Below are 25,993 nucleotides of genomic sequence, written 5' to 3' on the forward strand. Positions count from 1 at the left end.
ATCCCATTTAAATGTTAATCTAACCATTATTCATTTACCGCCTTTCACTATTCAGGAAATTCCTTTTGACACTCAATCGAAAAAAGTCTCGCATTATAGTTATTGGCGCTAATTTCGCTGGTCTTACTGCCGTAAGCAAGCTATGTAAAAGCCATGACGTAACCGTCATCGATGCGAAGCAGGATTTTCAGTGGACACCTAACATCCATGAGATTTTGTCAGATGTTAAAAAAGAAACCAGCCTAAGTTTAAATCTAGACACCATCATCACAAGATTAGGGCACCGCTTTATTAACCAAACTGTCTCTAGCATTGACGGCGCTTTGCAAACCGTCACGTTAGATGACAAACAAATACTCAATTATGATGTATTGTTGATTGCATCTGGCCATTCACGATCAAACTATGGCATTAAAGGCGCTAGCGAATATGCATATGGATTTCGTACTGCTGATGATGTAATACAAATACACAACGATATTGAGGCCGTTCTTAACAATAATAAACAGCCCCTTAATATCAGTATTGTTGGCGCAGGTTTTACCGGCGTAGAAGTTTTGGGTGAATTATTACGCAAATACGCATCAAACAAGCAATTGCACATTAACGTCATCGACAGTGCCTCAAGATTGGTACAAGCCTTGCCAGAAAAGTTGTCTGATGACGTTATAAGCCAATGTAAAAGCTACCAAGTTAGTTTTCACTTCAACCAAAAAATCATTGAAGTTAAACAATCTAGTATCCATTTCAGTGACAACAAATCTATCGATTCAGACGTAACCATTTGGTCTGCTGGCACCAAGCTGCCTGATTATCTTAACGACATCAATACACCGATTACTTCTAATGGATTAGCAGTTAATGAGTACTTACAAACTACAGAGTTTAGTAGTGTTTTTGTTGCAGGTGATTCTGCTACGCTATCAAACTCATTACCTAAGCAAGCCAGTATAGCCCTAGACATGGGGCTTCATGCAGCGCTTAATATTAATAGGTTTTGTGCTAAAAAAACGTTAAAACCCTTTAAAGTCCGTACCAAACCTATTTTGCTCTCGCTAGGTGACATCAACACATACTTCATCCAAGGCAAGTTTGTTTTAGCCAGTCCACTTCTGGCCGCAGGTAAAGAAGCGGTTTACCAGTTTTATATGGCTCGCTTATCAGCACTTCTGCCCATAGAGCACAGAGTTTTAGGTATAGCTGACAGAATGACTCTATCCACCGAGAAGCTATTATTAGTCGAAATTTTAAAGTTAAGACCCAGAGTATTACTAGGGCGTAGTAAAGTTTTATAAGGGCATTCATCATCATCTTTTAATACAATGTCAGTCTTACATTATAAAACTAGGCAAGGCAGATTGTTTCATAACTCATTGCCAATACGATTTAACGAATCGACAAATTGATTATTTAGACAATAGTTGGCTCAATCCATTATTTTTTCATAGTAATATGGAACATGCCTCTTATATTCTTTAGATGCAAAGCCTACATATTCGGCCGTTGCTTTAAACAAAAATTAGCGGTACTTTAAATTCAGTATTAAATATTCTCCCTCACTTCATGCTGATATGAGGTTAATCAAGTTATGCAAAACGTTTGTGTATAATTAATAAATGTAGGCTTGGTTATTGTTGGTATTTAGGCAAGTAATGTAGTCCATATGAAAGGGACCACAGAAAGACGTTTTTCATCAACCAGAAAGGAAACTCAATGGATCACCTTAGCGGCTTAGATGCGGCCTTTTTACACTTAGAATCACCTGAAACTCCGATGCATGTTGGTGGCCTAAGCATATTAGAGCTGCCTGCAGATTATGAAGGTGATTTTATGGAGGATGTGCGAACCCACATTCAAAATCGCATGCACATGGCACCTATTTTTCAGCGCAAGTTAATCAATATGCCATTCGATATCGCTAATCCGATTTGGGTTATGGACGAGGCTATCGATATTGACTACCATATTCGACATGTGATTGTACCGCCACCTGCGACTAGGGGGAGTGTGGATAAACTGGTAGCTCGATTGCATTCTAGCTTGCTTGATCGCAGCCGCCCTTTATGGGAGATGCATATACTCGATGGTTTACCCGTTCCGTCAGACTCTCCTGAGGGCACCCGCTATGTGGGACTCTATTCTAAAATGCATCATGCTGCGCTAGATGGTATGGGCGGGCAAGTATTAATGGAAGCCATTATGGACGTGTCGGCAGTGCCACGCGCAGCGAACAAACGTAAGCGCCTTAGAGAATCTGCCAGGGCTGACAACTATGGTATTGCTGAACTTACCGCGTCAGGTGTTATGCATAACATTAGCCAATCAATTAAATTGACCAAAAACGTGCCAAAGCTAACACTCAAAGCTTTGGCCATGCTCAGACCCACTAAGTCCCCTGACGGAAGCAATGCACATCGCATGAACTGGCTTGCACCCAAGACACCACTTAACGCTACTATTACTAATCAACGTAGTTTTGCACGTTTTTCTATTCCTTACGCCGAGAGTAAAAAAATCGCTAAACTCAATAATGTCAGTCTTAATGATGTGGTTATGGCAATCTCTGGGGAGGGTATGAATCGCTACTTCAAGGATGAGGGATTTTACGCTGAAGAACCTTTGTTGGCTGCTATACCAGTCAGTGTGCGCCCTGAAGGCAACACCGAACTCAGTAACCAAGTGTCTATGGCCCGAATGAGTCTTGCAACTAATATCAAAGACCCTCTGGAGCGGCTCCAGGCCATCAATGTTTCTTCCACACACACCAAAACACTGATGTCTGATGTAAAAGCCATTATGCCCACTGATTTTCCCTCAATAGGTGCTCCCTGGTTAGTGAGTAGCATCGCCTCGACGTTAACTCGTACCAGAGTCGCAAACTCGGTACCACCGTTTGCCAACGTGCTGATTTCTAATGTTCCTGGTCCTAATATTACGCTGTACTTTGCAGGCGCCAAACAGATCAGTACCTACCCAGTATCGATCCCTTATCATGGAATGGGATTGAACATCACATTGCAGAGTTACAACGGTTGGCTCGATTTTGGTTTAATCTCATGTCAAAAACTGATGCCCGACATACATGAATTGGCGCAACATATGACAGATGCACATAAAGAACTGTTAGAGCTTAGTTTGAATGCACATCCTGAAGTTTCTAAAAGCGAAAGCTAAACGTTACAGTGATTTTGGAATTGAAGGATTGATTTTATCTTGGCTTGGCTAAAGGTGTTTCCAACAAGGGCCAGAAACCAACGGTTCGGATTACTAGCCGTCTTAATAAATAATTTATTTGGCTGAAAATCGTTATTTACATGTTTGAAAGTGGGAGGTAAATATTTTGTCGAGGCTTATTAATCATAAACATTTACATTATTTCTGGACAGTCGCAAATGAAGGCAGCATTGCTAAGGCAAGTAAAAGCTTACACATTACTCCCCATACTATTAGCGGACAGATATCATTGCTGGAAGCGAATATGGGGTGCGCACTCCTCGAAAAAGAGGGTAGAAAACTGATCCTGACGGAGTCGGGCAGAATTGTTCAGAAATATGCAGATGAAATTTTTGGACTAAGCCGTGAGTTAAGTAGCGTGATGCGAGGTTCTAGCAAATGTAATCAAACTGATTTTATGGTGGGAGCTGCCAGCTTTCTGCCGAAAACTATCGTATGCAAAATTATTGAACCTGCGCTAAGTTTATCTGAGCCTATTAATCTCATTAGTACCGAAGGCCCGGTTTTAGAGCTTTTGGCTGACTTAGCTGTGCATAAACTTGATATGGTAATCAGTGATTCGCCTACTAATCACACTTTTGGTAATACAGCCTTTAATCATTACCTTGGAGAGTCAGGCTTAACCTTTTTTGCTGCCCCTGAGTTAAAGAAATTGCTCACCCCTAACTTCCCTCATTCACTACATCATGCACCCATGTTGTTGCCAACATCACAGTTTGGGATCAGGCAATTATTTGACCAATGGGTACATCGTCAAAAAATATTTCCCAACGTCATTGGACAATTTGACGACAGCGGATTGATCAAGGCATTTGGAAAAAGGGGCCTTGGCGCTTTTTTTATGCCAACAGCAATCGCAGATGAAGTTTGTCACAGTTTTGATGTCCAAATTATCGGGCAAACTGAGCAGGTGCAAAACAAGTTTTATGCTATCTCGGCTGAACGGAAAATCAGTCACCCTGCAATCGAGGCTATTTGTAATACTGCGCGAACCTGCATTTTTTCTAGTTAATTCCCTTCACTGCCCATCCGAGGCCTTTATTTTTAAGGTCTCTCGTTAATCCCGATTCAATGTCACGTTTTATTCGACTTTTTTTCTTTACCACCATTGCTAACATCCTAATCTCAGAAATCTAACTGAAACTAGCATGGGTAATTAATGAGAAAATTAACTGAGGATAATCAAAGAGGCACCCTTCGAACCTCAAGGTTCACGCTTAGTATTAATTTCTGGATCCGGATAGCATTATTTAGTGTTTTTTGGATGCTGCTTACAGGGTGGCAACCAAGCTCTTGGGGCGTTGGCGCAGTGTTCGTTATTATGTCGAGTTCACTAAGCCTGTTCCTGACAGACAAACAACAACAAACTAAAAATTGGATAATAAACCCAACAAAATCTATATCATTTTTATTCTACTTTTTTGAGCAATCGTTACGTGGTGGATGGGATATAGCAAAACTCGCTCTTATACCCCAGTCTAAGTTGTCACCAGGGGTTATCACTTACCATACAGATTTAGTCACTGAATCTCAGATTTTTACTTTGATGCAAATTCTCAGCTTATTGCCTGGCACTGTTAGTGCCCATCGCCAAGATGGCGAGATTACTATACATGTCCTTAACCTAAATTCGTTTGATAGAACTGAAATAGACGATTGTCAACTGCGCGTTAGTGAGTTGTTAGGCAGTCGGACACCATTATTAGGAGGCAGAGTAGACTCATGACAACTTATTTTCTAGCGATTGTTTTGGTATTGGCACTGCTCTTATCGCTAAGCCTATTGAGCGTATTGCGCGCACCTAGTTATACAGATTGCATATTGGCAACTCAGTTGGTCGGAACGATTGGTGTGGCCATGCTTATTATATTGTCGGTCATTAAGCGCGAACCTTATCTATTAGACGTTTCCCTCGTTCTCGCGCTACTTACTTCAATCATGCTCGTGACTTTCACCCAACTTCGAAGAAATGCTCAATGAATGCCTTTGACGTATTTAGTCTGGTATTTTGTTCATCTGGTCTATTTTTCTTCTTTGCTGGCACGGTGGGTTTAATCAGATTTCCTGACACTCTGAGCCGCCTTCACGCGCTCACCAAAGCTGATAATTTGGGTCTAGGGCTCATCATTATTGGCATAATACCTCACCTATCTTCTTTATTGGACGTGTTTAGATTGCTGCTAGTGTGGTTATTAATCATTTTTTCAAGTGCGGCTTGTAGCTACCTCATTGCGTCACAGGTAATACGGGATAAATCTATAAATACAAAATCACTATTAAAATTCAAAAAGAAGTCGGAGACCAATGATGAACCTTCAAATAGCCTTTGATGTGATGCTTATGCTCAATTGTTTGATCCTTGCTTGGATGAGTATTTTCTCTAAATCTTTGTTTCGTTGCATCGTGCTTTTTGTATGTTTGGGCCTTTTAGTCACCATTGCATGGGGACAAATGGGGGCATTTGACGTGGCAATTGCCGAGGCTGCAATTGGGGCAGGTATAACCGGCGCGCTGTTGCTAGCTGCATGGAATCGTATTAAGCCTGAAGACGAAGATGCACAGCCAGCCCAGCCTGCTTCTGAAGTCAATAATCGGGGAGCCCGATAGCATGTTTAATCAAATAGATCTTGAATATAACGGACCCGTTAACGATCCAAAAGCATCGTGGCTAATAACCCTGTGTTCAGTTTTGGGCTTTTTGATTGTGTTGACTCTAGTGCTGCTGAACTATGATGCCCACAATGCAGGATTGCGGCCCTATGTTGAAGGCAGTTTAAGTAGCAGCGGCGTAACTAACCCTGTCACCGCAGTACTACTAAACTTTCGCGCTTACGATACTTTACTCGAAATTGCTGTGTTATTGATTGTTGTCATCGCTGTGTTGCCGTTACGCAACTCTAAAACATCGCTTGTTAGATGTATTGAGGTCACAAATCATGATCTTGTTCTCACCTCGTTGCAGCGCTGGCTTGCGCCTGCTGTGCTTATGTTTGCTGGCTATTTACTATGGGCTGGCGCGACTCAGCCAGGCGGAGCGTTTCAAGCTGGGGCCTTATTGGCGGGGGCTTGTGTGTTAATGTTTCAAACTGGGGTTTACCGGGTTAACTACACATCAATTATGGCAAGAAGCTTAATGGCATGTGGTTTAGCTATGTTTATTGCCGTTGGTTTAGCACTCATTTGGTTTGAAGGTAGTTTACTCAAATACCCCCAAGATTACGCTGGTGTGCTGATTTTACTGATAGAAAGTGGCGCTACTTTGTCAATTGCTATATGCCTAGCGTCCCTTTACAGCAGCCTTATTGATATTCCTGGTACAGGTCACGCTGCTACTTTTGAGTCTGGCTCATGAGTTCGGAGCTGCTTTACAGTCTTACTGGATTAGGGCTTTTTGCTATCGGTTTGCTTGGGATAGTAGTTGCAGGCCATGTGATGCGTAAAATCTTGGCCCTCAATATCATGGGTATCGGGATATTTATGTTATTGATTGCCATCGCTAAGCAGGATGGATCATTCGTCGACCCTGTGCCACATGCTATGGTCTTAACTGGGATTGTTATCGCCGCTGCAGGCACTGCTTTAGCCTTAAACTTAATGGTCCGACTGCATAGAATGAGCGATCCTAAGCAGGGGAAACCAAAGTGATGACCAGTCTAAGTTCATCGCTATTGTTACCTATCATTGTGTTTTTGCCTTTGATAGCGGCTTTAGTCGGCTTTATTTTGAGTCGAAACACCTTTCAAGGTCAGCTCAATGTTGGTTTTGCATTTGTGCAATTTCTGATTGTTGTATTGATGACGATACTGTTTTTGGACGAACAATCCTATCAGAGCGCCGTCTATCAAATCGGTTCATGGGGAGCTCCGCTAGGTATTGACTTAGTGGTAGACGGGTTTTCGATTTTAATGATTGGGCTGACCGGATTGCTCACCCTGATATTAACTATCTACGGTGCTGCGTATTATGCTGATGATCCTAAAAGTCTGCGTTTTTGGCCATTATGGTGGTTATTAATCGCAGGATTAAACGCGCTATTTGTGTCCGGCGATGCCTTTAATATTTATGTATGTTTGGAAATTATAGGATTGTCTGCGGCAGCGCTGGTTGCTTTGCAATCGACACGAGCGTCATTGGAAGCGGCGCTAAGATATCTTCTGGTTGGTTTATTGGGTTCGCTTTTCTACTTGATGGCGATTGCTATTCTTTACCGTAGCCATGGCACACTCGATCTGGCGCAGATTGCGGCGAGTTCCGGCAACGGACTTCCAGACCAAGTCGCGATGATACTTATTACGATTGGACTTCTGCTTAAGATTGCCTTGTTTCCATTGCACTTTTGGTTACCCCAAGCTCATGCGAATGCGCCTACACCGGTAAGTGCGATCCTTTCAGCGTTGGTGGTTAAAGCCTCACTTTACGTATTAATAAAATTTTGGTTTGAAGTACTAAGTGGATCTACTACCTTCGGTGCGTCTCAGGTTTTAGGGGTTTTAGGCGGTATAGCAATCGTCTATGGATCTTGGAAGGCTTTTCGTGCTACGCAGTTAAAAGTACTGATTGCCTACTCTACGGTGGCACAACTCGGCTACATCTTTTTACTTTTTCCGTTAAGCGAACATGCTGCAAACACTAGCTCTTTTTCTGGCTCGTCTTTTTCTGGCTCGTCTTTTTCTGGCTCGGCATCACAGGCTGCGATCTATTTTATAGTGGCACACGCTTGCGCTAAAGCGGCGATGTTCTTATCGGCAGGAAACCTGATCTTATCCCAGGGCAGTGGAGATATTGCCCAACTCAAGGGGATCGCGACACGAGAGCCGCTTAACGTATTGATATTTACCATCGCAGGAGTCAGCTTAATTGGTCTGCCACCCAGTGCAGGTTTTATTGCAAAATGGTTACTCCTCACAACATCTATCGAGAGTGGTCAGTGGTGGTGGGTGTTAGTCGTGCTAAGTGGAGGGCTGTTGGCGGCAATGTATTTGTTCAAGATACTCAGCTTAGCATTTGATAACACGCTTGATGATGGCGCGGTTCAACGTCAACCAAAAGCACTGTCTTCCAAGTTATTAACAAGTTCAGCACTGGTGCTTGCGCTGATTACACTGGCCTTGGGTTTCAATGCTGAATTTATTCTGAATATTAGTAATCCTCCAGTTGGGGTAAGTGGCATATGAGCATTAACGTCCTGTTACCCGCAATGATTGTTCTAGGACCCTTTATTGCTGGTCTTGCGATTATGGCGACACCTGAGCACAAGGCGACACTGCGTCGAATCCTTAACATTACTGGTGCATTGATTACATTAAGCCTAATCGGACTGCTTCTTACGAGTGTTGATAGCGGTATAGACTTCGAAACACGTCTACCCCTGCTACCCAATATCGACCTTGTACTTCGGGCTGACTCTCTTTCACTTCTATTCGTGAGCCTGTCAGGATTCCTATGGTTTTTTACCACTATTTATGCCATTGGTTATTTTAAAGGCACGGCCAACCGCAGCCGGTTCTTCGCTTTTTTTAGCTTATGTGTTGGCGCAACGATTGGATTAGCCCTTGCTGGCAATCTGGTTACGTTTCTCATTTTTTATGAATTGTTAACTCTTACCACCTATCCGCTGATCGCTCACAAGGGCAATGCTGCGTCAATCAAAGCCGCAAAGACTTACCTTGTCTACACGATGATCGGTGGGGCGCTATTGTTGGCAGGTATAGTGTGGCTCAAAGTATTAGCCGGCCCACTTGATTTTACTACTGCCGGTTTGTTGGTAGATATCCCTAATCTTGATAGAACACATTTGCAGATAATTTTTGTCTTGCTGATCGCAGGTCTCGGTGTCAAAGCCGCTCTGTTCCCGTTGCATGGTTGGTTGCCTGTCTCAATGGCCGCGCCCGCGCCAGTCAGTTCATTGCTGCATGCAGTAGCAGTTGTGAAAGCGGGCGCATTTGGGATTGTACGGGTTGTCTACGATATCTACGGTGTTGAATTTACAAGAGACTTGGGCCTAACTATATTTTTGGCTGCGCTTGCGGCGTTTACGGTTGTCTATGGATCTATTCGGGCATTAAGCCAAGATGATTTGAAGAAACGCTTAGCTTATTCGACCGTCAGTCAAGTTTCATATATTGCACTAGGTACTGCAATCGCAGGGCCAATTGCGACAATCGGTGGCCTTGTTCATTTGGTACACCAAGGGTTGATGAAAATCACTCTGTTTTTCTGCGCGGGTAATATTGCGGAAACCCTCGGCGTTCACAAAGTAAGTCAAATGAACGGCTTAGGTAAGCGCATGCCTTTGACGATGGGGGCATTCACCATTGCTGCGCTTGGAATGATCGGCATTCCTCCTATCGCGGGGTTTGTTTCAAAGTGGTACTTGGGAGTGGGTGCCCTGGAGGCTCAGGCGCCCTGGGTCTTAGGCGTCCTGGCAATCAGTAGTATTTTGAATGCCGCCTATTTTTTGCCAATAATAAACGCTGTCTGGTTTAAGGAGCAGGATTCGCCTTGGCCAAAAGAACAACCTCGTTTGAAATTGGAAACCCACTGGATGCTACTTTTGCCTCCATTGGTTACCGCGTTTTGTGCCTTACTCGCTGGGCTATTAGCATCTGTGTCCGTCAGCCCTTTATCTTGGTCGACATTGATTGCGACCCAGGAATATCGGTCAGTACTGCCAGACCTTTCCAGTATGGCGCTAACCTACCGCACTAGCTCTTTCTGGGTATTGGTATTGCCTATTTCTTTACTGGCGATGATGGCGATTAAAAATTGTCGAGCCTTGGTTATCAGGCTTATACCACTTGCTCCACTTCCTGGACTACTCGCGGCTGTTCTGATGGCGGATGGGGACATAACCAAACAAGCTTTTCTGACATTGACTGCGCTGCTGTGGTTTGTTGGGGCGCTCTATGCTCAAGCATATTTGGCTAACGACGAGAAACGGAACAGGTTTTACCTATTTTTTCTACTCACGATGATTGGCAATATAGGTGTTGTGTTATCTGAAGAAATATCCTCATTCATTGGCTTTTTTGCCCTGATGAGCTTTTCTGCCTACCCATTGATACTTCATTCTGAAAGCGACGAGGCACGTTCAGCCGCATCAACCTATATAAAATGGGTAGTGTTTGGCGAAGTTATCCTGTTTGCTGCCTTGGTTGGCAATACTTATTATTCTAATTTTGCGAGAGACGAAGTGCCTGTTATTTGGGTAACCGCATTTTTGCTGATAGGTTTTGGGGTTAAAGCGGGCCTAGCGACGTTGCATGTTTGGTTACCTAAAGCGCATCCTGTCGCGCCAGTTCCTGCCAGTGCTTTATTAAGTGCTGTAATGGTAAAAGTGGGTTTGTTGGGTTGGATACGTTTTTTACCATTAGGTGACGAGTCTATTCTGGTTCTAGCGCAGCCTATGATGCTGCTCGGTTGTTCAGCAGCCTTTCTTGGTGCTATTTACGGTGTGTTCCAGAATAATCCAAAAACAGTGTTGGCTTACTCGACAATCAGTCAGCTTGGGATCATTAGTGCCAGTATTGGTTTTGCCTTGGCATTTCCTAACAGTTGGGAGGCTTTACTACCGGCCATTGTGTTTTTCGCTATGCATCATGGGTTTGCCAAATCTACATTGTTTCTATGTGTTGGACTAAAAAAAGAACTAGAACAAAAAACGCGATTGACTCCCTTTCTATGGCTACTTGCGCTAATTCCTGCTTTATCCTTGATAGGTTTGCCGTTAACAAGTGGAGCATTCGCAAAAGAAGCACTCAAAAGTGCCACCTCAAGTTGGCCTTTGTTTTCGACCTTTTTGGTTTTGAGTGCTGTAGGTACTTCGTTATTAATGGGGCGTTTTATACAGTTAATGCAACAGCCTTTTACTCAACCACAATCTACTCAAAAACGATCTGCTCAACTGCTATCTATGCAAAAAACCTCAGATTCAGTACCACGTTGGGGGCTTATCTTGCCAACTGCGCTTTGTGCTTTGCTGTGTGTAGGGTATGTATATTTCACACCCGCATTCGAATTTAAAATTCACCAAAGTGTCTTTTCTACAATGAGCTGGGCTGCGTTATGGCCTGGACTCATTGGACTGATGATATTAATTGCCAGTTTTAAAGTACGTGCCGCAATAGTTGCCCCTGCAGCCGGTGATATATTAATTATCTATCAAAAAATCGGACTATTATGCCAAAAAATCGGACAACATCTTGGACACTCCATTGCCAGAAAATCTACAGGTTTGAGCAGTTATTTTTACCAGACATTAGAACGGTCGCAATCCTTACTCAACAACTCAAGTAAACACTGGGTCATCGAGACTCCGGGAACTGTGATGGTTGTCGTTTTAGTCCTACTTTTTTATACCTTTGTTAGCTAAACAATCGCGCGTTATGCACCGCAAGAGATACACCAATGAAACGTTTTAAAAATATACTGATTAAAGTGAACAAACAAACAGAACCTGAACTCGACATCGCGGTTATAAGAGGTATCGAATTAGCTAGACGTACCGGAGCAAAAGTCACTCTATTTGATGTGGTAGAGCCACTTGAAAGTATAGTGAGATGTTATATCGATATCGTCAGTCCTGAAGAACTAACCGAATTTATAGTTGAGCAGCGACTCGATCAACTCACAGAGCTAGCGCAACAACTACAGAGCAAAGATGTGAAAGTAACTCCGCAAGTAGGCATCGGTAAAAATTTCATTGAAATTATTAAAGCAGTCATCAACAGAAAAAGTGATTTACTAATTAAAGTCGCCAACGACTGCGAACAGAGCTTCGATAGTAATGATTTTCATTTAATGCGTAAATGCGCAATCCCTGTTTGGATAATCAAGACTACACAATCCAATTCAATCAATAAAATTTTAGCTGCGGTTGACTTGTCGATGGAACAACATGCCGAAGGTCGTGCTCAAAATCGAATGATTATGGATATAGCCTCGTCTTTGAGTAAATTTGAAAAAGCTAAGCTCACTGTACTCTCTTGCTGGCAGCTATACGGAGAACAAGCGCTGAAACATGGGGCATTCGCTAGAGTTTCAACAGATAAAATTGATGAGTTATTAAAAGTGGAAGAGAATGAATATAAAGACAGTCTTGAGATTTTGGTTAGCGAGTATGCGAATTCAAATTTTGAGCAATGTTTGGAAAAAGGCTCTCCTAAATTACTTATTCCAAAATATGCAAACAGTAATGAAATCGATACCGTGGTGATGGGGACTCTTAGCCGTTCAGGGATCCCAGGGTTTTTGATTGGACACAATTCAGAGACAGTTCTGCAACGCATCAATTCGTCAGTGATCACCTTAAAACCTGCGGGTTTTCTATCGCCAGTACGTTAGATAATTCTGATTACCAAGACCCTTAATATTCGTAAATATTGACTGCATGATGAGCCATTGCAAATCATCAGCTGCAATGTTTAAGCAGGGAGCCGGTGGTTAATTTTATTTAACTGGAAAGTGTGGCCACTAAAATAATGCCATTTTTACGGCTCTTGCCTTGAAATTTCAATCGCTATTCAATACATCGTATTTTTCGAAGTTTTACCTGCATTAGTTCGACTTTTATTAATTAAAAGAAAACACTATTTTAAAGGTTATATTATCGGAGATATTTATGGAACATAAAAAACAATCATGGTTTGCCGAACCTTCGGATACAGTTGAAGATGGACTGCAACAAGCGTGGCATGCGCAACCCTCAGAAACTGTTGCTGAAGGACTAAATGCTGATGTGAAGTTAGGATTATCTTCAAACGATGCGACCATTCGGCTGCATCGATATGGTATGAACAATATTACCGAGCATAAAGGAACGGGTCCGTTCAAACGTTTCATGATCCAATTTCATCAACCACTAGTGTACATCCTACTAGCCGCTGTAGCAGTGACCATGGCGCTAGGAGAATGGGTTGATTCTGCGGTCATTTTTATGGTGGTTTTATTAAATGCAATCATAGGATTTGTGCAAGAATCGAAGGCACTGCAAGCAATCAATGCATTATCTAAAAGCGTTAAAAGCACGGCGATCGTTATCAGAGATGGCAATAAAATATCCATCTCTGCCGAGCAACTTGTTCCTGGCGATTTAGTTGTTTTACAACCGGGTGACAAAGTATCAGCAGATATGAGGCTGATTAAAGTTAAGGACCTCAAGATAGATGAGTCTGCTCTAACAGGCGAATCAGTGGCAACTGAAAAGAATAGTACATTGTTACCAAAAGATAGTGTCTTGGGTGACAGAAAGAATATGGCCTATTCCTCTACTTTGGTTACATATGGTACGGGTTTAGGGTTAGTAACAGAAACCGGCGATGCAACGGAAATTGGTAAAATTTCCACATTGATTACGACTACAAAAACCCTAGATACTCCACTAACTAAGCGTATTGCGCACTTTAGTCATATTCTTTTGTACGCAATTTTGATTTTGGCAGGATTAACAATCTTTATTGGATGGTTACACGGACAACCACTGATTGAGTCGTTTATGGCAGCTGTTGCATTAGCTGTCGGGGCCATTCCAGAAGGTTTACCTGCTGCGGTTACGATCATGTTAGCCATCGGTGTTTCTCGAATGGCAAAACGTCGTGCTGTAATTCGTAACTTACCGGCGGTTGAAACACTAGGCAGTACGACCGTCATTTGCTCAGATAAAACCGGAACACTGACTAAGAACGAAATGACAGTCAGAGAGCTTTGGAGTGCTGGACAGCACCTAACAACAACAGGCAGCGGTTATGATCCAGAAGGCGATTTTTTCTTACAAGAAAAACCTACTAATATAAGCAACATGCCTTCGGTACTCGAAACATTGACAGCAGGTTTGCTGTGTAATGACTCCAACTTGCACGCTCCAAACTCACTAAATGACGGTAATATGCAGTGGTCTATCACGGGTGATCCAACTGAAGCTGCTCTGATTGCTGCCACTATTAAGGCAGACATTAAGCGGGAGGCTGTTAGTTGTGAACGCTTAGATACCATACCTTTTCAATCCGAATATCAGTATATGGCGACGCTGAATGTTCGAGATAGTCAGCATATGATTTTTCTTAAGGGTTCTTTAGAAAGTCTGTTACCACGTTGTGTTTCGATGCTTGACGAGAGCGGTAACCCGCAAAAGATGGATATGTCACTTATCGAGCAACAAGCTGAACAAATGGCAGCCCGAGGATTACGAGTACTGGCCTTTGCTCGCAAACGTGTTGCTAATGATGTTGACACAATCAACCACAGTAATGTTGAAGGAGAGATGGAGTTTTTAGGCTTACAAGCCATGATAGACCCACCGAGGCCTGAAGCTATTAAGGCCGTCGCGGCCTGCCATCAGGCGGGTATAGACGTTAAAATGATTACCGGTGATCACGCGTTAACCGCCGGTACCATTGCCCGCCAACTCGGTATTGTAGGTGACAATAGCACTAGCCTATCAGTCACAGGTGCACAGCTCGCAACCATGACTCCCTCAGAATTTGTTGCAGCAGCTCTCAAATATAAGGTGTTTGCCAGGGTAACCCCTGAGAATAAATTGCAACTAGTCAAAGCTCTGCAAAGCGAGGGGCATGTGGTGGCGATGACGGGAGATGGTGTTAACGATGCCCCTGCCTTGCGCCGTGCAGACATTGGGGTGGCAATGGCCATGAATGGAACAGAAGTCGCCAGAGAAGCTGCGGACATGATGCTTATTGACGATAACTTCGCAACAATTCCAGATGCAATTGAGGAAGGTCGCGGTGTTTTTGACAATTTAAAAAAGTTTATCGTTTGGACTTTACCGACCAATGGCGGTGAAGGTCTAGTGATCCTCTTGGCTGTTATGTTAGGTGTGTCACTACCGCTACTACCCATTCATATTTTGTGGGTTAATATGACCACCGCAATATTTTTGGGCTTAATGTTAGCGTTCGAACCGAGAGAAGAGGGCATTATGCGACGTCCTCCAAATCAACCCAATACCCCCATTATTGATGCAACCTTAGTGTGGCGAATAATCCTTGTATCAACGTTGCTTTGTCTTACCTCGTTTGGTCTGTATGAATTTGAACTGAGCTTAGGTGCAAGCCAGGAAGAAGCCCGCACAGTGGCAGTCGCTATGTTTGTAGTTGGAGAAGCCTTTTATTTACTAAATTGCCGCTCACTTAAGCGTTCTTGTTTTGCAGTGGGTATTAATAGCAATTCTTGGATATGGGTTGGAATTGGCATAATGATGTTTTTGCAGTTGCTTTTCACTTACGTCCCTATCATGAACTCATGGTTTAGCAGTGCGCCAATCAGCGCACAAGCATGGTTGCGTGTGTTCGGTGGTGGTTTACTCATCTTTGCTTTGGTGGGATTAGAAAAACACTGGCGTTTTCGAAACAGATCTCATCATTCGAATACTTTAAGTTTGGCTGAAGATTAACCCTATGCTAAAAATAAGGTCTGATGGGTGAGTTCAACTCAGGAATAAATGGGGCCCTTTTACTATGCGGGCCCCACTAATTCATCATCGTTTTTCATTGCTCGGCATGGGACAAGGATTAGCTGCGAAGATCACCAATATGGAATTATCATGCTGCAGAAACAAAGTCGATCATCATTATTTTTGATAGAGGCTCATTGAACATGTAAAGCGTTTGGTCTTTTTATGTAAAAATGCTGTAATAATATTTTGCGAAATTTGATAATCAACCATTTGATAATCAACCATAAGATAAGCAGTGAAGTAGCGACATACTAGTAAGTGTGCCCGTTTAATTTTTAGTCCAATACTGAGATAACCATATGTTAAAGACAAGACCTGAGGGAGAAGTTCAACCTGGTATTAAATGGGGTCCTTTTACTATGCGGATCCCGTTAGTTCATTTACGTTTTTCATTGTCGGATATGCTACAAGGATTTGCAGTAGCTGGGGCTACAGGACTCGCCTTAGTGCCTTATTTTATGGCTTTATTGGGATTGAATTTTGAAGAAGCGGTGACTATGGCGATGTTTCATAGCATGCTTATTTCTTTTTCCTGGATGTTTTTTGGTGACCCTTATGCGCCAGGGTGGTTAACACCAGCCATACCTTTTGTTGTCGCGTTTATTACCGCCCCCGCTTATATAGGCGACCATACTTCTCAGTTTCAAGCCATGACCGCTCTTTCATTGAACTTCGCGTTTATTTTAATTGTGTTAGGGGTGACTGGGCTTGGCGCTAAGATAATTAAAATTGTACCCAATGTGTTCAAAGGTGGCATTATTTTAGGTGCTGCAATTGCCGCTTTTTTGCGGGTTACTAAAGACGGCGATGCGGCGAATGTATTTCAATCAGCACCTATAGCCGGGACCTTGGGGGTGGTGATTTGTTTAGTCTTTGCCTTTTCTAAGCCTTTACAAGCTCTGGCGATAGATAAAAAATGGTTGGCAACTATTCTTGGGTTTGGCTTACTTCCCGGATTTGTTATCGCGGGCAGTGTTGGATTTTTCACTGGTGAGTTTCAATACAATATTCGCTGGGAAATTCTTGATGTGGGTGCTTCGACTGCTTCTCTATGGGAAAAAGCGTCACCTTTTGCGATCGGTTGGCCGCCCATTGAGACTTTTCTTGCTTCGTTCCCATTGGCGCTAATAACCTATATTTTGTTTTTCGGTGATGTGGTGACGGGTAATGAAATGATAGAACAAGCACAAACCACGCGCACAGATGAAAAACTCGAATTAAACGCCAGCAGAGCACATATGGCGACGGGCATTAGAAATATTCTAATGGCTATTGTTGCGCCTTTTTTTGCCACTCAAGGTGTGTTGTGGACCGGGATTCAAGTTGTCCTTCTCAAACGTTGGTCACAAGGACGTGAAAAGATAGATTCGATATTCGACAGCATAGGTAGTTTTTATGCATTTGGTTTACCCTTTCTGTTTATATTACTGCCGTTAGTGACTTTGTTAGAGCCCTTATTGCCATTGGCATTAGCGGTGACTCTGGTGTTGACAGCATTTGCTTGTGCTACGTTAGCCTTGTCACTTGTTAATGATGCCACAGAGCGTGGGGCGATGGTTATTACAGCAATGGCATTTAGCGTATTTGAACCTTGGTTAGGTCTACTAGTGGGCATTATTGTAATTGCCGCTTTATGTGGCTTTAAGGTCTTTATGCCGAAAAAAGAAACATAAATGATCGATTATTAGCACAAGACTGCTCTTTGAGGAGCAGTCTTAATCTCAGACGCGTTTAGCAAGCCACATCTGTGAATGAATATGCAACTATCATCACAATATTTTAAGGGGGATTTATTGTATCTTGCGATACCAAAAAGGCATCAATTTTTTTAATTAATTCGGATGCATTAGGATATGCTTTTGACAATTTAAGGTAAAGCGCTAAAAGAATGGGCGAACATGCTGAGATTAAAAAGTACTTCATTTTACGGTGCTCATTTTTTGCTATTTCATCTGCATAGTGTAAATTTTTGAATCAATACCTTGTCTAGATAATATTGCCTGAAGTTTACCCGAAGTTTTCATCTTTTGAATGGCTCGGTTTAACGAGGGGATAAGTGCGCTATGTTCTTTTCTTAATCTGATTATCAGATTACCGCTAGTATGTAGGGCAGCAAAACCTATTTCAGTGTTATTCAGTTTTGCCCAGTACTTAGCGGTTTCTCTTTCTAAAATAATAGCTTTGAATCGATTGTTTTTTAACCCCTGAATCAGTTGGTTTTCGTTGAGAAAGTCTGTGCGAATAAATTGGTCATCGTCAAAGTAAAAGTAACCTGAAATAGTACCTACATGTTTCCCATAAATAGACTCTGGAGTGGGAAATAGATGAGTGTTTTTACTTAATGTGACTATGTATTCTGTGATTTCAAAGAAGGGATCGGTTGCGACAAATCCCGGTCCTGGATCATTATTTTTAAACCACTCAAGGTAAGAAAAATCAAAATCGACTATGCCATCTATGAGCGCTTTAGCCGCCCGTTTTTGGGGGAAGTGTACCGTTTTAAATTGAATGCCTGAATCAGCTTCCAAGGCTTTTGATAACTCAGTGAAAATACTCGTTCCACCGTTTTTTGCTGCATTTCGAAAAGGCACCCAGCCACCCTTTTCTCCTAGATCAAAATATAATGTAGGTGCTTCTTTGTTATCTGATGCTAAACAGTGTGTTGCCTGAAAACATAAAAAAATAATCCCCAAAATACTAAAATGTTTTTTCAGCATTGCTCGCTTTTTATTGTTGAATTGTAATTGTTTAATGTGAGTTAGGATGTGTATTGATTTCTTTTGAAGCACTATCTTCATTACCCCTGTACTTTATTGTCACTAGTAATAAAATATAAATCTTTTTTATTGGTGATACGACTGACGATTTCTTCTAAACGTTTTTTATTACCTTCATTGAGTTCACGGTTTTGTAATTCTGTTAAAAATTCAAGTGTGTTCACTTTTTTGTAGGAAATTAACTCTGCATCGACTAAGCCCTGTAATAAATTGAGGCTGAAAGCCAGTTCCCGAGGGAATAATAAATACGCCTGATAGAAGTCATCCGTTGCTGCGGCATATTTCCTGTTTGTGTATTTTTGCAATCCAACTTTATTGAACTCGAGGGCTTGTGGCCTTTTTTCGCCAATCGCATCTTCGCTTTTGGCTACTAACATCCCTGAGACCGTTTTTTCATTACCGTCCTCAATGTTTTTCAGCTTTTCTTGGCTCAGTTTTAAAAACGCTTTCGCTTTTTCATTATCGCCAGTTTTACGCCAAGCTTGAACTGCATCGGTAATCGTGGATATTTCAGCATCTTGTAGTTCACTCATCCCTGGCCGAGATAAAATTTCATTCGCTTTGACCACATTACCTTCCATAAAAGCAATCATGGCAAACATATAGTCTTTTCTGATAGTTAAACTCGGATCAGATAATTTTCTACCTGCAGCACCAATCAAATATTTGGCGACTTGTAAATCTGAAGAACGTTCGGGTTTAGTCCTCAGTTCTGCTTCAGCTATATAACAGCGAGCAAGATCCAGTGATATTTCATCGTAACGTTCGCGAATAGAACGGTTAGACTCACGCTTCTTTTCTAACAACGAAATGGCTTCTGCGCCTCTTTCTTGCGCCTGATATATATAGGCTTTCAAACGAGCGGCAGGAATAGATAACTCGCCTTCCCGGATCTGATGCATGTAGTTTTCAGCTTTGTTGTATTGATTATTGCCTACACTAATGCGTGCTAGCCATTCACATGCTTTGTCACTGGTGAGCTCCGAACGCGTCAAATCACGTAATAAAATTTCACTTTCTTCTATGTGCTCATCTAAAAATAAATTTTGAATCAAACCCCATTTTGCCCATATGACCTTGTCTGAACGTTGCAAAATAACACGGTAAAGATCGGCAGCTTCTGCAAAGCGTCCTAGTTTGGTTAGCAGTCTGGCACGTAATTTAATCAGCGCACTTTTTTTCTTAGGTAGGGCATTTTTTTCTAGCAAATGATCTATTAGCACTAATGCTTGTGGATAATTTTCATCATCCATCATTTCGTAAACAGGCATTAAATATTTATGTAGATTAAGGCAGTTAGAAATATTCTTAGCCAAATTACGGATTGTATAAGGTTTGATGACTAATGCTTCTGGATGTAAATCAACAATCTGACCGATAATCAACGGGAGTCGGTCGTAGGTAATAAACATCACACAAGTCTTGTGAGTGATTTGTTTCTGCTTTTGTAAGTCTTGAACCACCTCTACGCCGTTTTTATTTTGGCCAAGATGAAAATCCATAAGTAGAAGATCTAACTTTTGTTTTTTCAAGTTGGCTTTCAGATCTCGGCCATTACTAAAACAGCTAATGTGGCCAAACCCCATATCCAACAAATGATTACGGATATTCGTACGGGCCATTCCATTGTCTTCCACAACGGCGACTTTAACTTTAGTAAGTGACATATGGGTAGACTATTTTTTTACAAACAATCAATAGCATAGCAGGCACAAGAGATAAAAATAATCAATTTCTTGCGTCTATATCCATGGCCCCACTTAAACACATAGCTGCAGCCTGTATAGCTAACGAAACAGTTGGCTATAAACAAAATTGTTTACTTTACGTTAACGTAAAGGTAAAAATTTGTTAGCCTCGTAAAATATAAACAATTTAGGACTACTTATGCATCTTGTTCCGTCTTTAATCAATGGCGAGTTGGTCACATCGACTTCACTGCCAAACATAGCAGTAACTAATCCCGCCAATAATAAAGTGATTGCAGAGTTGACTTGCACCACTGACGCTGAATTAGCGTTAGCTGTGGCTAGTGCAAAAGCGGCTTTCGAAGATTGGAAAGAAGTGCCTGCTTCAGAAAGAGCACGAGTGATGATGCGCTATCAACATTTACTGAAAGAGCATCATGAAGAAATTGCTACCATTTTAAGCAGTGAGACGGGTAAAACCCTTGCAGATGCAAAAGGCGATGTGTGGCGTGGTATTGAGGTGGTAGAACAAGCCATGAATATTCCGTCAATGATGATGGGCGAAACCGCAGAAAATGTGGCTAGAGGTATCGATACTTACAGTTATATTCAACCATTAGGTGTGTGTTTAGGCATTACGCCCTTTAATTTTCCGGCGATGATCCCACTATGGATGTTTCCTATGGCGATTGCTTGCGGTAACACTTTTATTCTCAAACCCTCAGAGCAAGACCCTCTGACACCAATGAAGTTAGCTGAGTTGTTTGTGCAAGCGGGTGCGCCCAAAGGTGTACTTAATGTAGTGCATGGCGGCAAAGATCAGGTTAACGCGTTACTGAAAGACCCAGACATTCGCGCTGTGTCTTTTGTTGGCTCGGTACCTGTAGGGCAACATATCTATAAAACAGCCACCGACAACATGAAACGCGCCCAGTGTTTTGCTGGGGCCAAAAATCATTCAGTTATCATGCCTGATTCAAATAAACAGCAAGTCATAAATAACCTAGTTGGCGCTTCTGTAGGCGCAGCAGGGCAGCGTTGTATGGCTATTTCTGTGGCGGTATTTGTAGGCGAGTCTAAAGAGTGGATAGGTGAATTAACTGAACTCTTAAAGGCCGTTAAACCAGGATTATGGGACGATGAATCAGCAGGGTTTGGTCCGTTAATTAGCCCTCAAGCGAAACAAAAAGTGCTGTCATTAATTCAACAAGGTAAAGACGAGGGGGCGACTTGTTTGCTCGATGGCTCAGGTTTTGTTTTAGACAAAGAAGGTTATCAACAAGGTAATTGGGTTGGCCCTACTGTTTTTGCCGACGTGAGCGAAGACATGGTGATTTACCAAGAAGAAATTTTTGGTCCAGTATTGTGCTGCATGACAGTTGATACCTTAGAAGAGGCCATTGCCCTAGTGAATCGCAACCCATACGGTAACGGCACGTCTATCTTTACTGCTAGCGGTGCAGCAGCTCGTAAATACCAACATGAAATAGAAGTAGGTCAAGTGGGTATCAACGTACCTATTCCTGTGCCACTGCCATTTTTCTCTTTTACAGGTTGGAAAAACTCTTTTTATGGTGATTTACATGCTTATGGCAAACAAGCCGTGCGTTTTTATACTGAAACAAAAACAATTACAGCACGCTGGTTTGAAGACGATATTCCGTCTGGCCCTAATATGACCATCTCGTTGAAATAGGAAAATAAGGAAAGAGTTATGAATTTTGACTTAACCGATGATCAACTTGCTTTTGCCGACACGGCCAAGCAATTTGCCGAACAAGAATTAGCGCCACATGCAGCAAAGTGGGATAGAGAGCATATTTTCCCAAAAGAGGTGATTCAAAAAGCCGGTGAGTTAGGTTTTTGTAGCTTGTATTCGCCAGAAAGTGAAGGTGGTTTGGGTTTAAGTCGCTTGGACTCCTCCATTATTTTTGAACAACTTGCTATGGGATGTACCACCACCACAGCCATGATGACCATTCATAATATGGCCACATGGATGGTGGCAACGTGGGGCACAAGAGCGGCCAAAGATAAGTGGTGCCCTAGTTTGGTCACGGGTGAAAAATTAGCGTCTTATTGTTTAACTGAGCCTGGTTCAGGTTCAGACGCTGCAGCTATGCGCACTTCAGCTAAAAAAGACGGTGGGGATTACCTGTTAAACGGCTCCAAGATGTTTATATCAGGTGCAGGTGAAACCGAAGTGTTGGTGGTCATGGCGCGCACCGGCGAAGCGGGTCCTAAAGGGATATCTGCTTTTGTAGTGCCCGCTGATGCCGAAGGGGTGATTTATGGCAAGGCAGAAGAAAAAATGGGCTGGAACGCTCAGCCTACGCGTTTGATTACTTTTGATGATGTCCGTGTGCCGTCAGATTGTTTATTAGGTGAAGAAGGGCAAGGATTTACTTTTGCCATGAAAGGCTTAGATGGCGGTCGTATAAACATTGCCACTTGCTCGATTGGCACTGCGCAAATGGCATTGAATACCGCTAAATCTTACATGCAAGAGCGTACTCAATTTGGTAAACCACTGGCGGCGTTTCAAGCCTTACAATTTAAGCTGGCTGATATGGCGACTGAGTTAGTGGCTGCCAGACAAATGGTTAGATTGGCTGCGTTCAAGCTGGACAATGAAGACCCAGAATGCAGTGCTTATTGCGCCATGGCAAAACGCTTTGCCACCGATGTTGGTTTTAATGTGTGTAATGAAGCATTACAAATTCATGGCGGATATGGGTATATCAAAGAATATCCCTTAGAGAGATACGTAAGAGATGTGCGAGTACATCAAATTTTAGAAGGCACCAATGAAATTATGCGGATGATCATTGGTAGACGTTTGTTAGCGGAACATGCTGGTGACATTCTTTAAGTCTTGTTTCGATCAGTACCACTGTTAAAAAAGGAAGAATATGTCTAGTGAAAATGCACCGGTTATGTTTAACGAATTAACCACCGAAAATGGTTTTAAAATTGGTCATGCCACGTTAACTAAACCCGCTTCGCTGAATGCCCTAGATTTGCCAATGATCAACTTGCTCACGCCGCAACTAGAAAAATGGCAACGAGATCCGAAGATTGCTATGGTGATTTTAGACGGAAGTGGTGAACGGGCTTTTTGTGCCGGCGGCGATATTGTGTCGATGTACAAATCGATGCAAGAAGTGCCATCTAAAAAGGAAAATCCTGATGCTAAAGATAGCTACGCATTACAGAACTTTTTCACCCAAGAATATCAACTCGATCACCTGATCCACATGTTCTCCAAGCCAATTTTAGTGTGGGGTAACGGTATTATTATGGGAGGAGGATTGGGCTTAATGAGTGGCGGTAGTCACAGAGTTGTCACAGAAACTTCGCGTATTGCCATGCCTGAAATCAGTATCGGTTTATATCCAGACGTCGGCGGTAGCTACTTTTTAAATAAAATGCCAGCAGGCTGTGGTCTGTTTTTAGGGCTGACAGGGGCATTTATTAATGCAGCCGATGCGATATATAGCAATTTAGCCGACTACTTTGTGCCTCACGATGCTAAACAGACTCTCTTTGACAGACTGTTAGCAGCAAATTGGCAAGAGGATTTATTACACCAAACTTTGTCGAGCATTTGCGAAGATTTTCACACTTTGCATAGTGAGCAATTACCCCAAGGTAACCTTATCGAATATCAGGATTGGTTCACAAGTTTAGCGACTAAAACTGATGCATATCAAGCCGCTGAGTACATAATGTCAGTTAATGCTGAGGATAATAAATGGTTAAGCAAGGCACAAAAAACCTTAAGTGCTGGGTCACCTATCACTGCAAATCTGGTTTTCGAACAACTGCGAAGAGGCAAAGACATGACCTTGGCAGAATGTTTTCAAATGGAATTAGGTTTGTCTTGTAAATGTGGTGAGTTTGGTGAGTTTCAGGAAGGTGTTAGAGCGCTGTTGATTGAGAAAGATCATCAACCCAATTGGCGTTTTAAATCTGTTGACCAAGTTCCCAAGGATACTATTGATTATTTCTTTGAGAATGTTTGGTCACAAAACGCCCATCCTCTTGCGCATTTAGGCGTAAATTAATAAGAAAAACCAGCAATCAAAATAGGCAACTAAAATGCAAAAACAACACCCTAAGATAGCCTTTATTGGCTTGGGCAATATGGGCTCTCCTATGGCGCTCAATCTGTTAAAAGCGGGTTATAGTGTATCTGTATTTGACTTAGTGCAAGCCACTATGGACACCCTGGAACAAGCGGGTGCTACCCAAGCTAATTCTGCATCTGAGGTTGTTCAAGACGCAGATATTGTCATATCGATGCTGCCGGCAGGTAAACATGTTGAGTCACTTTACATTGCTGAAAATGGGTTAATTAACCAGTTAAAAGCAGGCACCTTGGTGATTGATTCGAGCACCATTGATGCTTTGACTTCAAAAGCGGTTGCTAACAAATTAGCAGAGAGAAACATCCATTTTATTGATGCTCCGGTATCTGGTGGGGTGAGCGGCGCCACGGCGGGCACTTTGACTTTTATTGTCGGTGGTAAAGAGCAGGATTATGCAACAGCACTGCCAATTTTGCAGGCTATGGGCAAAAACATCTTCCATGCTGGCGACCATGGGGCAGGGCAGGTAGCCAAGATATGCAACAATATGTTGTTGTCAGTATTGATGTTAGGCACCTCTGAAGCGCTACAAATGGCGATTGATAACGGCCTAGATCCTAAAGTAATGTCAGATATTATGCTGCAAAGCTCTGGTAGAAATTGGACTTTAGAATTATATAACCCATGTCCTGATGTGATGCCCAACGTACCTTCATCTAATGACTACCAAGGCGGTTTTATGGTGGATTTGATGAAGAAAGATTTAGGCCTCGCTATGGATACCGGTATTAAAAGCCAATCGTCTACCCCTATGGGCGCGCTGGCGCAAAGTTTGTATACTATTCATAGTATGCAAGGTAACGGACAACTGGATTTTTCCAGTATTTTTAATTTATTTTCCAAGCAAGAGAAGTCGTAATGAATTTACAAAATCAAGTGATAGTTATCACCGGTGCCGCCCAAGGTTTGGGTAAAGCCATGGCTGAAGAGTTTGCCAAACAAGGTGCACATATCGCTTTATTAGATATGCAGGCAGAAGCCGTTGAAGCTGCTGCTAGTGAAATTGAAAAACTCGGTGTTAAAGCCTGCGGTTATGCAGTGAATGTCACAGACGAGAAACAAGTCGAAGACACTTTTGCCAAGATCGCTGCAGATTTTGGTCAAATCAATGGCTTGATCAATAGTGCCGGTATTATGCGTGATGGTATGTTGCTCAAAGTGAAAGAAGGCAAAGTGGTGAATAAAATGCCGCTAGAACAATTCCAATCCGTTTTAGATGTGAATGTCACCGGCACATTTTTGTGTAGCCGTGAAGCGGCTGCACAAATGGTCGAGACCAAAAGCAAAGGTGTAATAGTGAATATCTCCTCTGTGTCTCGCGCTGGTAATGCGGGTCAAACCAACTACTCTGCATCTAAAGCGGCAGTGGCGACCATGACCGTCTCTTGGGCTAAAGAACTCGCTCGTTTTGGTATTCGTACTGGTTGTATCGCGCCTGGCTTAGTCGAAACTGCCATGGCCGCACAAATGCGCCCTGAAATGCGTGAAATGTTTATCAAAAGCATCCCCGCACAACGTCTTGCTGAAGTGGAAGAGCTTGCTCATGCAGCTAAGTTTATCTTTGAGAATGATTATTTTACGGGCAGAACGTTAGAGTTGGATGGTGGGACTAGGGTTTAGGGATTATTGACATAAATTGTCTTCACTTTTTGCAAGCACCTGCTAAGTTAGTTG

The 25,993-nt window shown here is 42.4% G+C and carries 21 protein-coding genes; 19 read left to right on the forward strand and 2 right to left on the reverse strand.

Annotated elements, in window-relative coordinates; all coding sequences use genetic code 11:
• Window positions 1-65 precede the first annotated feature (65 nt).
• From CXF95_RS06270 to CXF95_RS06335, 14 genes are all read left to right on the forward strand, one after another.
• On the forward strand, window positions 66-1,295 hold the full coding sequence (locus CXF95_RS06270; protein ID WP_101197865.1) for an NAD(P)/FAD-dependent oxidoreductase: 1,230 nt from the start codon (window positions 66-68) through the stop codon (window positions 1,293-1,295).
• Window positions 1,296-1,713: 418 nt separating this feature from the next.
• Window positions 1,714-3,174, forward strand: a complete 1,461-nt coding sequence (locus CXF95_RS06275; protein WP_101197866.1) for a wax ester/triacylglycerol synthase family O-acyltransferase — start codon at window positions 1,714-1,716, stop codon at window positions 3,172-3,174.
• A 166-nt stretch (window positions 3,175-3,340) separates the two neighbouring features.
• Window positions 3,341-4,246, forward strand: coding sequence for a transcriptional activator NhaR (nhaR, locus tag CXF95_RS06280; RefSeq protein ID WP_101197867.1), 906 nt, complete (start codon window positions 3,341-3,343; stop codon window positions 4,244-4,246).
• Between the two features lie 147 nt (window positions 4,247-4,393).
• The gene (locus CXF95_RS06285; protein WP_101197868.1) at window positions 4,394-4,960 is read left to right on the forward strand and encodes a Na+/H+ antiporter subunit E; all 567 of its coding nucleotides are present in this window, start codon (window positions 4,394-4,396) and stop codon (window positions 4,958-4,960) included.
• The gene (locus CXF95_RS06290) at window positions 4,957-5,214 is read left to right on the forward strand and encodes an MrpF/PhaF family protein (protein ID WP_101197869.1); all 258 of its coding nucleotides are present in this window, start codon (window positions 4,957-4,959) and stop codon (window positions 5,212-5,214) included. The genes CXF95_RS06285 and CXF95_RS06290 overlap by 4 nt, the downstream gene beginning before the upstream one ends.
• Window positions 5,211-5,564, forward strand: coding sequence for a monovalent cation/H(+) antiporter subunit G (locus tag CXF95_RS06295; RefSeq protein ID WP_101197870.1), 354 nt, complete (start codon window positions 5,211-5,213; stop codon window positions 5,562-5,564). The genes CXF95_RS06290 and CXF95_RS06295 overlap by 4 nt, the downstream gene beginning before the upstream one ends.
• On the forward strand, window positions 5,539-5,841 hold the full coding sequence (locus CXF95_RS06300) for a DUF4040 domain-containing protein (RefSeq protein WP_232787679.1): 303 nt from the start codon (window positions 5,539-5,541) through the stop codon (window positions 5,839-5,841). The genes CXF95_RS06295 and CXF95_RS06300 overlap by 26 nt, the downstream gene beginning before the upstream one ends.
• A gap of 1 nt (window position 5,842) precedes the next feature.
• On the forward strand, window positions 5,843-6,586 hold the full coding sequence (gene mbhE / locus CXF95_RS06305; RefSeq protein ID WP_157828092.1) for a hydrogen gas-evolving membrane-bound hydrogenase subunit E: 744 nt from the start codon (window positions 5,843-5,845) through the stop codon (window positions 6,584-6,586).
• Window positions 6,583-6,879: an NADH-quinone oxidoreductase subunit K gene (locus tag CXF95_RS06310; RefSeq protein ID WP_101197873.1), complete on the forward strand. Its 297-nt coding sequence runs from the start codon at window positions 6,583-6,585 to the stop codon at window positions 6,877-6,879. Before mbhE ends, CXF95_RS06310 begins: the two co-directional genes overlap by 4 nt.
• A complete protein-coding gene (locus tag CXF95_RS06315; RefSeq protein ID WP_101197874.1) occupies window positions 6,879-8,408 on the forward strand; it encodes a complex I subunit 5 family protein in 1,530 nt (509 codons plus the stop codon). Before CXF95_RS06310 ends, CXF95_RS06315 begins: the two co-directional genes overlap by 1 nt.
• A complete protein-coding gene (locus tag CXF95_RS06320) occupies window positions 8,405-11,605 on the forward strand; it encodes a complex I subunit 5 family protein (protein ID WP_101197875.1) in 3,201 nt (1,066 codons plus the stop codon). Before CXF95_RS06315 ends, CXF95_RS06320 begins: the two co-directional genes overlap by 4 nt.
• Before the next feature lie 35 nt (window positions 11,606-11,640).
• Window positions 11,641-12,576: a universal stress protein gene (locus CXF95_RS06325; protein WP_101197876.1), complete on the forward strand. Its 936-nt coding sequence runs from the start codon at window positions 11,641-11,643 to the stop codon at window positions 12,574-12,576.
• 277 nt (window positions 12,577-12,853) lie between these two features.
• Window positions 12,854-15,640, forward strand: a complete 2,787-nt coding sequence (locus CXF95_RS06330; RefSeq protein ID WP_101197877.1) for a cation-transporting P-type ATPase — start codon at window positions 12,854-12,856, stop codon at window positions 15,638-15,640.
• A 362-nt stretch (window positions 15,641-16,002) separates the two neighbouring features.
• Complete coding sequence (locus CXF95_RS06335) at window positions 16,003-17,376, forward strand: xanthine permease (protein WP_232787680.1); 1,374 nt, start codon at window positions 16,003-16,005, stop codon at window positions 17,374-17,376.
• Between the two features lie 270 nt (window positions 17,377-17,646).
• On the opposite strand, the gene CXF95_RS06340 is transcribed toward CXF95_RS06335, so the two are convergent.
• Window positions 17,647-18,420 carry an ABC transporter substrate-binding protein gene (locus CXF95_RS06340; RefSeq protein WP_101197983.1) on the reverse strand — a complete coding sequence of 258 codons (774 nt, stop codon included), beginning with the start codon at window positions 18,418-18,420 and terminating at the stop codon, window positions 17,647-17,649.
• 80 nt (window positions 18,421-18,500) lie between these two features.
• Window positions 18,501-20,147 carry a response regulator gene (locus tag CXF95_RS06345; RefSeq protein WP_101197878.1) on the reverse strand — a complete coding sequence of 549 codons (1,647 nt, stop codon included), beginning with the start codon at window positions 20,145-20,147 and terminating at the stop codon, window positions 18,501-18,503.
• 220 nt (window positions 20,148-20,367) lie between these two features.
• On the opposite strand from CXF95_RS06345, the gene CXF95_RS06350 reads away from it, so the two are divergent.
• From CXF95_RS06350 to CXF95_RS06370, 5 genes are read left to right on the forward strand one after another with little or no spacing between them, the layout of a single operon-like run.
• The gene (locus CXF95_RS06350; RefSeq protein WP_101197879.1) at window positions 20,368-21,864 is read left to right on the forward strand and encodes a CoA-acylating methylmalonate-semialdehyde dehydrogenase; all 1,497 of its coding nucleotides are present in this window, start codon (window positions 20,368-20,370) and stop codon (window positions 21,862-21,864) included.
• Between the two features lie 18 nt (window positions 21,865-21,882).
• Window positions 21,883-23,040 (forward strand): acyl-CoA dehydrogenase family protein, encoded by a 1,158-nt coding sequence (locus tag CXF95_RS06355; RefSeq protein WP_101197880.1) that lies wholly within the window; start codon window positions 21,883-21,885, stop codon window positions 23,038-23,040.
• 40 nt (window positions 23,041-23,080) lie between these two features.
• Window positions 23,081-24,235 (forward strand): enoyl-CoA hydratase/isomerase family protein, encoded by a 1,155-nt coding sequence (locus CXF95_RS06360; protein WP_101197881.1) that lies wholly within the window; start codon window positions 23,081-23,083, stop codon window positions 24,233-24,235.
• Window positions 24,236-24,269: 34 nt separating this feature from the next.
• Window positions 24,270-25,178, forward strand: coding sequence for a 3-hydroxyisobutyrate dehydrogenase (gene mmsB, locus CXF95_RS06365; protein ID WP_101197882.1), 909 nt, complete (start codon window positions 24,270-24,272; stop codon window positions 25,176-25,178).
• On the forward strand, window positions 25,178-25,939 hold the full coding sequence (locus CXF95_RS06370; RefSeq protein WP_101197883.1) for an SDR family oxidoreductase: 762 nt from the start codon (window positions 25,178-25,180) through the stop codon (window positions 25,937-25,939). The genes mmsB and CXF95_RS06370 overlap by 1 nt, the downstream gene beginning before the upstream one ends.
• The last annotated feature ends 54 nt before the right edge of the window (window positions 25,940-25,993 follow it).

The sequence above is a fragment of the Paraglaciecola sp. MB-3u-78 genome, from assembly GCF_002835935.1.
Classification (GTDB): Bacteria; Pseudomonadota; Gammaproteobacteria; order Enterobacterales; family Alteromonadaceae; genus Paraglaciecola.

Bases quoted from the DNA above. Each gene is read 5' to 3' on its own strand.
- CXF95_RS06275 (WP_101197866.1), top strand. From the start codon at position 1,714: ATGGATCACCTTAGCGGCTTAGATGCGGCCTTTTTACACTTAGAATCA.
- CXF95_RS06285 (WP_101197868.1), top strand. From the start codon at position 4,394: ATGAGAAAATTAACTGAGGATAATCAAAGAGGCACCCTTCGAACCTCA.
- CXF95_RS06290 (WP_101197869.1), top strand. From the start codon at position 4,957: ATGACAACTTATTTTCTAGCGATTGTTTTGGTATTGGCACTGCTCTTA.
- CXF95_RS06295 (WP_101197870.1), top strand. From the start codon at position 5,211: ATGAATGCCTTTGACGTATTTAGTCTGGTATTTTGTTCATCTGGTCTA.
- CXF95_RS06300 (WP_232787679.1), top strand. From the start codon at position 5,539: ATGATGAACCTTCAAATAGCCTTTGATGTGATGCTTATGCTCAATTGT.
- mbhE (WP_157828092.1), top strand. From the start codon at position 5,843: ATGTTTAATCAAATAGATCTTGAATATAACGGACCCGTTAACGATCCA.
- CXF95_RS06310 (WP_101197873.1), top strand. From the start codon at position 6,583: ATGAGTTCGGAGCTGCTTTACAGTCTTACTGGATTAGGGCTTTTTGCT.
- CXF95_RS06315 (WP_101197874.1), top strand. From the start codon at position 6,879: ATGACCAGTCTAAGTTCATCGCTATTGTTACCTATCATTGTGTTTTTG.
- CXF95_RS06320 (WP_101197875.1), top strand. From the start codon at position 8,405: ATGAGCATTAACGTCCTGTTACCCGCAATGATTGTTCTAGGACCCTTT.
- CXF95_RS06325 (WP_101197876.1), top strand. From the start codon at position 11,641: ATGAAACGTTTTAAAAATATACTGATTAAAGTGAACAAACAAACAGAA.
- CXF95_RS06330 (WP_101197877.1), top strand. From the start codon at position 12,854: ATGGAACATAAAAAACAATCATGGTTTGCCGAACCTTCGGATACAGTT.
- CXF95_RS06335 (WP_232787680.1), top strand. From the start codon at position 16,003: ATGTTAAAGACAAGACCTGAGGGAGAAGTTCAACCTGGTATTAAATGG.
- CXF95_RS06340 (WP_101197983.1), bottom strand. From the start codon at position 18,420: ATGCTGAAAAAACATTTTAGTATTTTGGGGATTATTTTTTTATGTTTT.
- CXF95_RS06345 (WP_101197878.1), bottom strand. From the start codon at position 20,147: ATGTCACTTACTAAAGTTAAAGTCGCCGTTGTGGAAGACAATGGAATG.
- CXF95_RS06350 (WP_101197879.1), top strand. From the start codon at position 20,368: ATGCATCTTGTTCCGTCTTTAATCAATGGCGAGTTGGTCACATCGACT.
- CXF95_RS06355 (WP_101197880.1), top strand. From the start codon at position 21,883: ATGAATTTTGACTTAACCGATGATCAACTTGCTTTTGCCGACACGGCC.
- CXF95_RS06360 (WP_101197881.1), top strand. From the start codon at position 23,081: ATGTCTAGTGAAAATGCACCGGTTATGTTTAACGAATTAACCACCGAA.
- mmsB (WP_101197882.1), top strand. From the start codon at position 24,270: ATGCAAAAACAACACCCTAAGATAGCCTTTATTGGCTTGGGCAATATG.
- CXF95_RS06370 (WP_101197883.1), top strand. From the start codon at position 25,178: ATGAATTTACAAAATCAAGTGATAGTTATCACCGGTGCCGCCCAAGGT.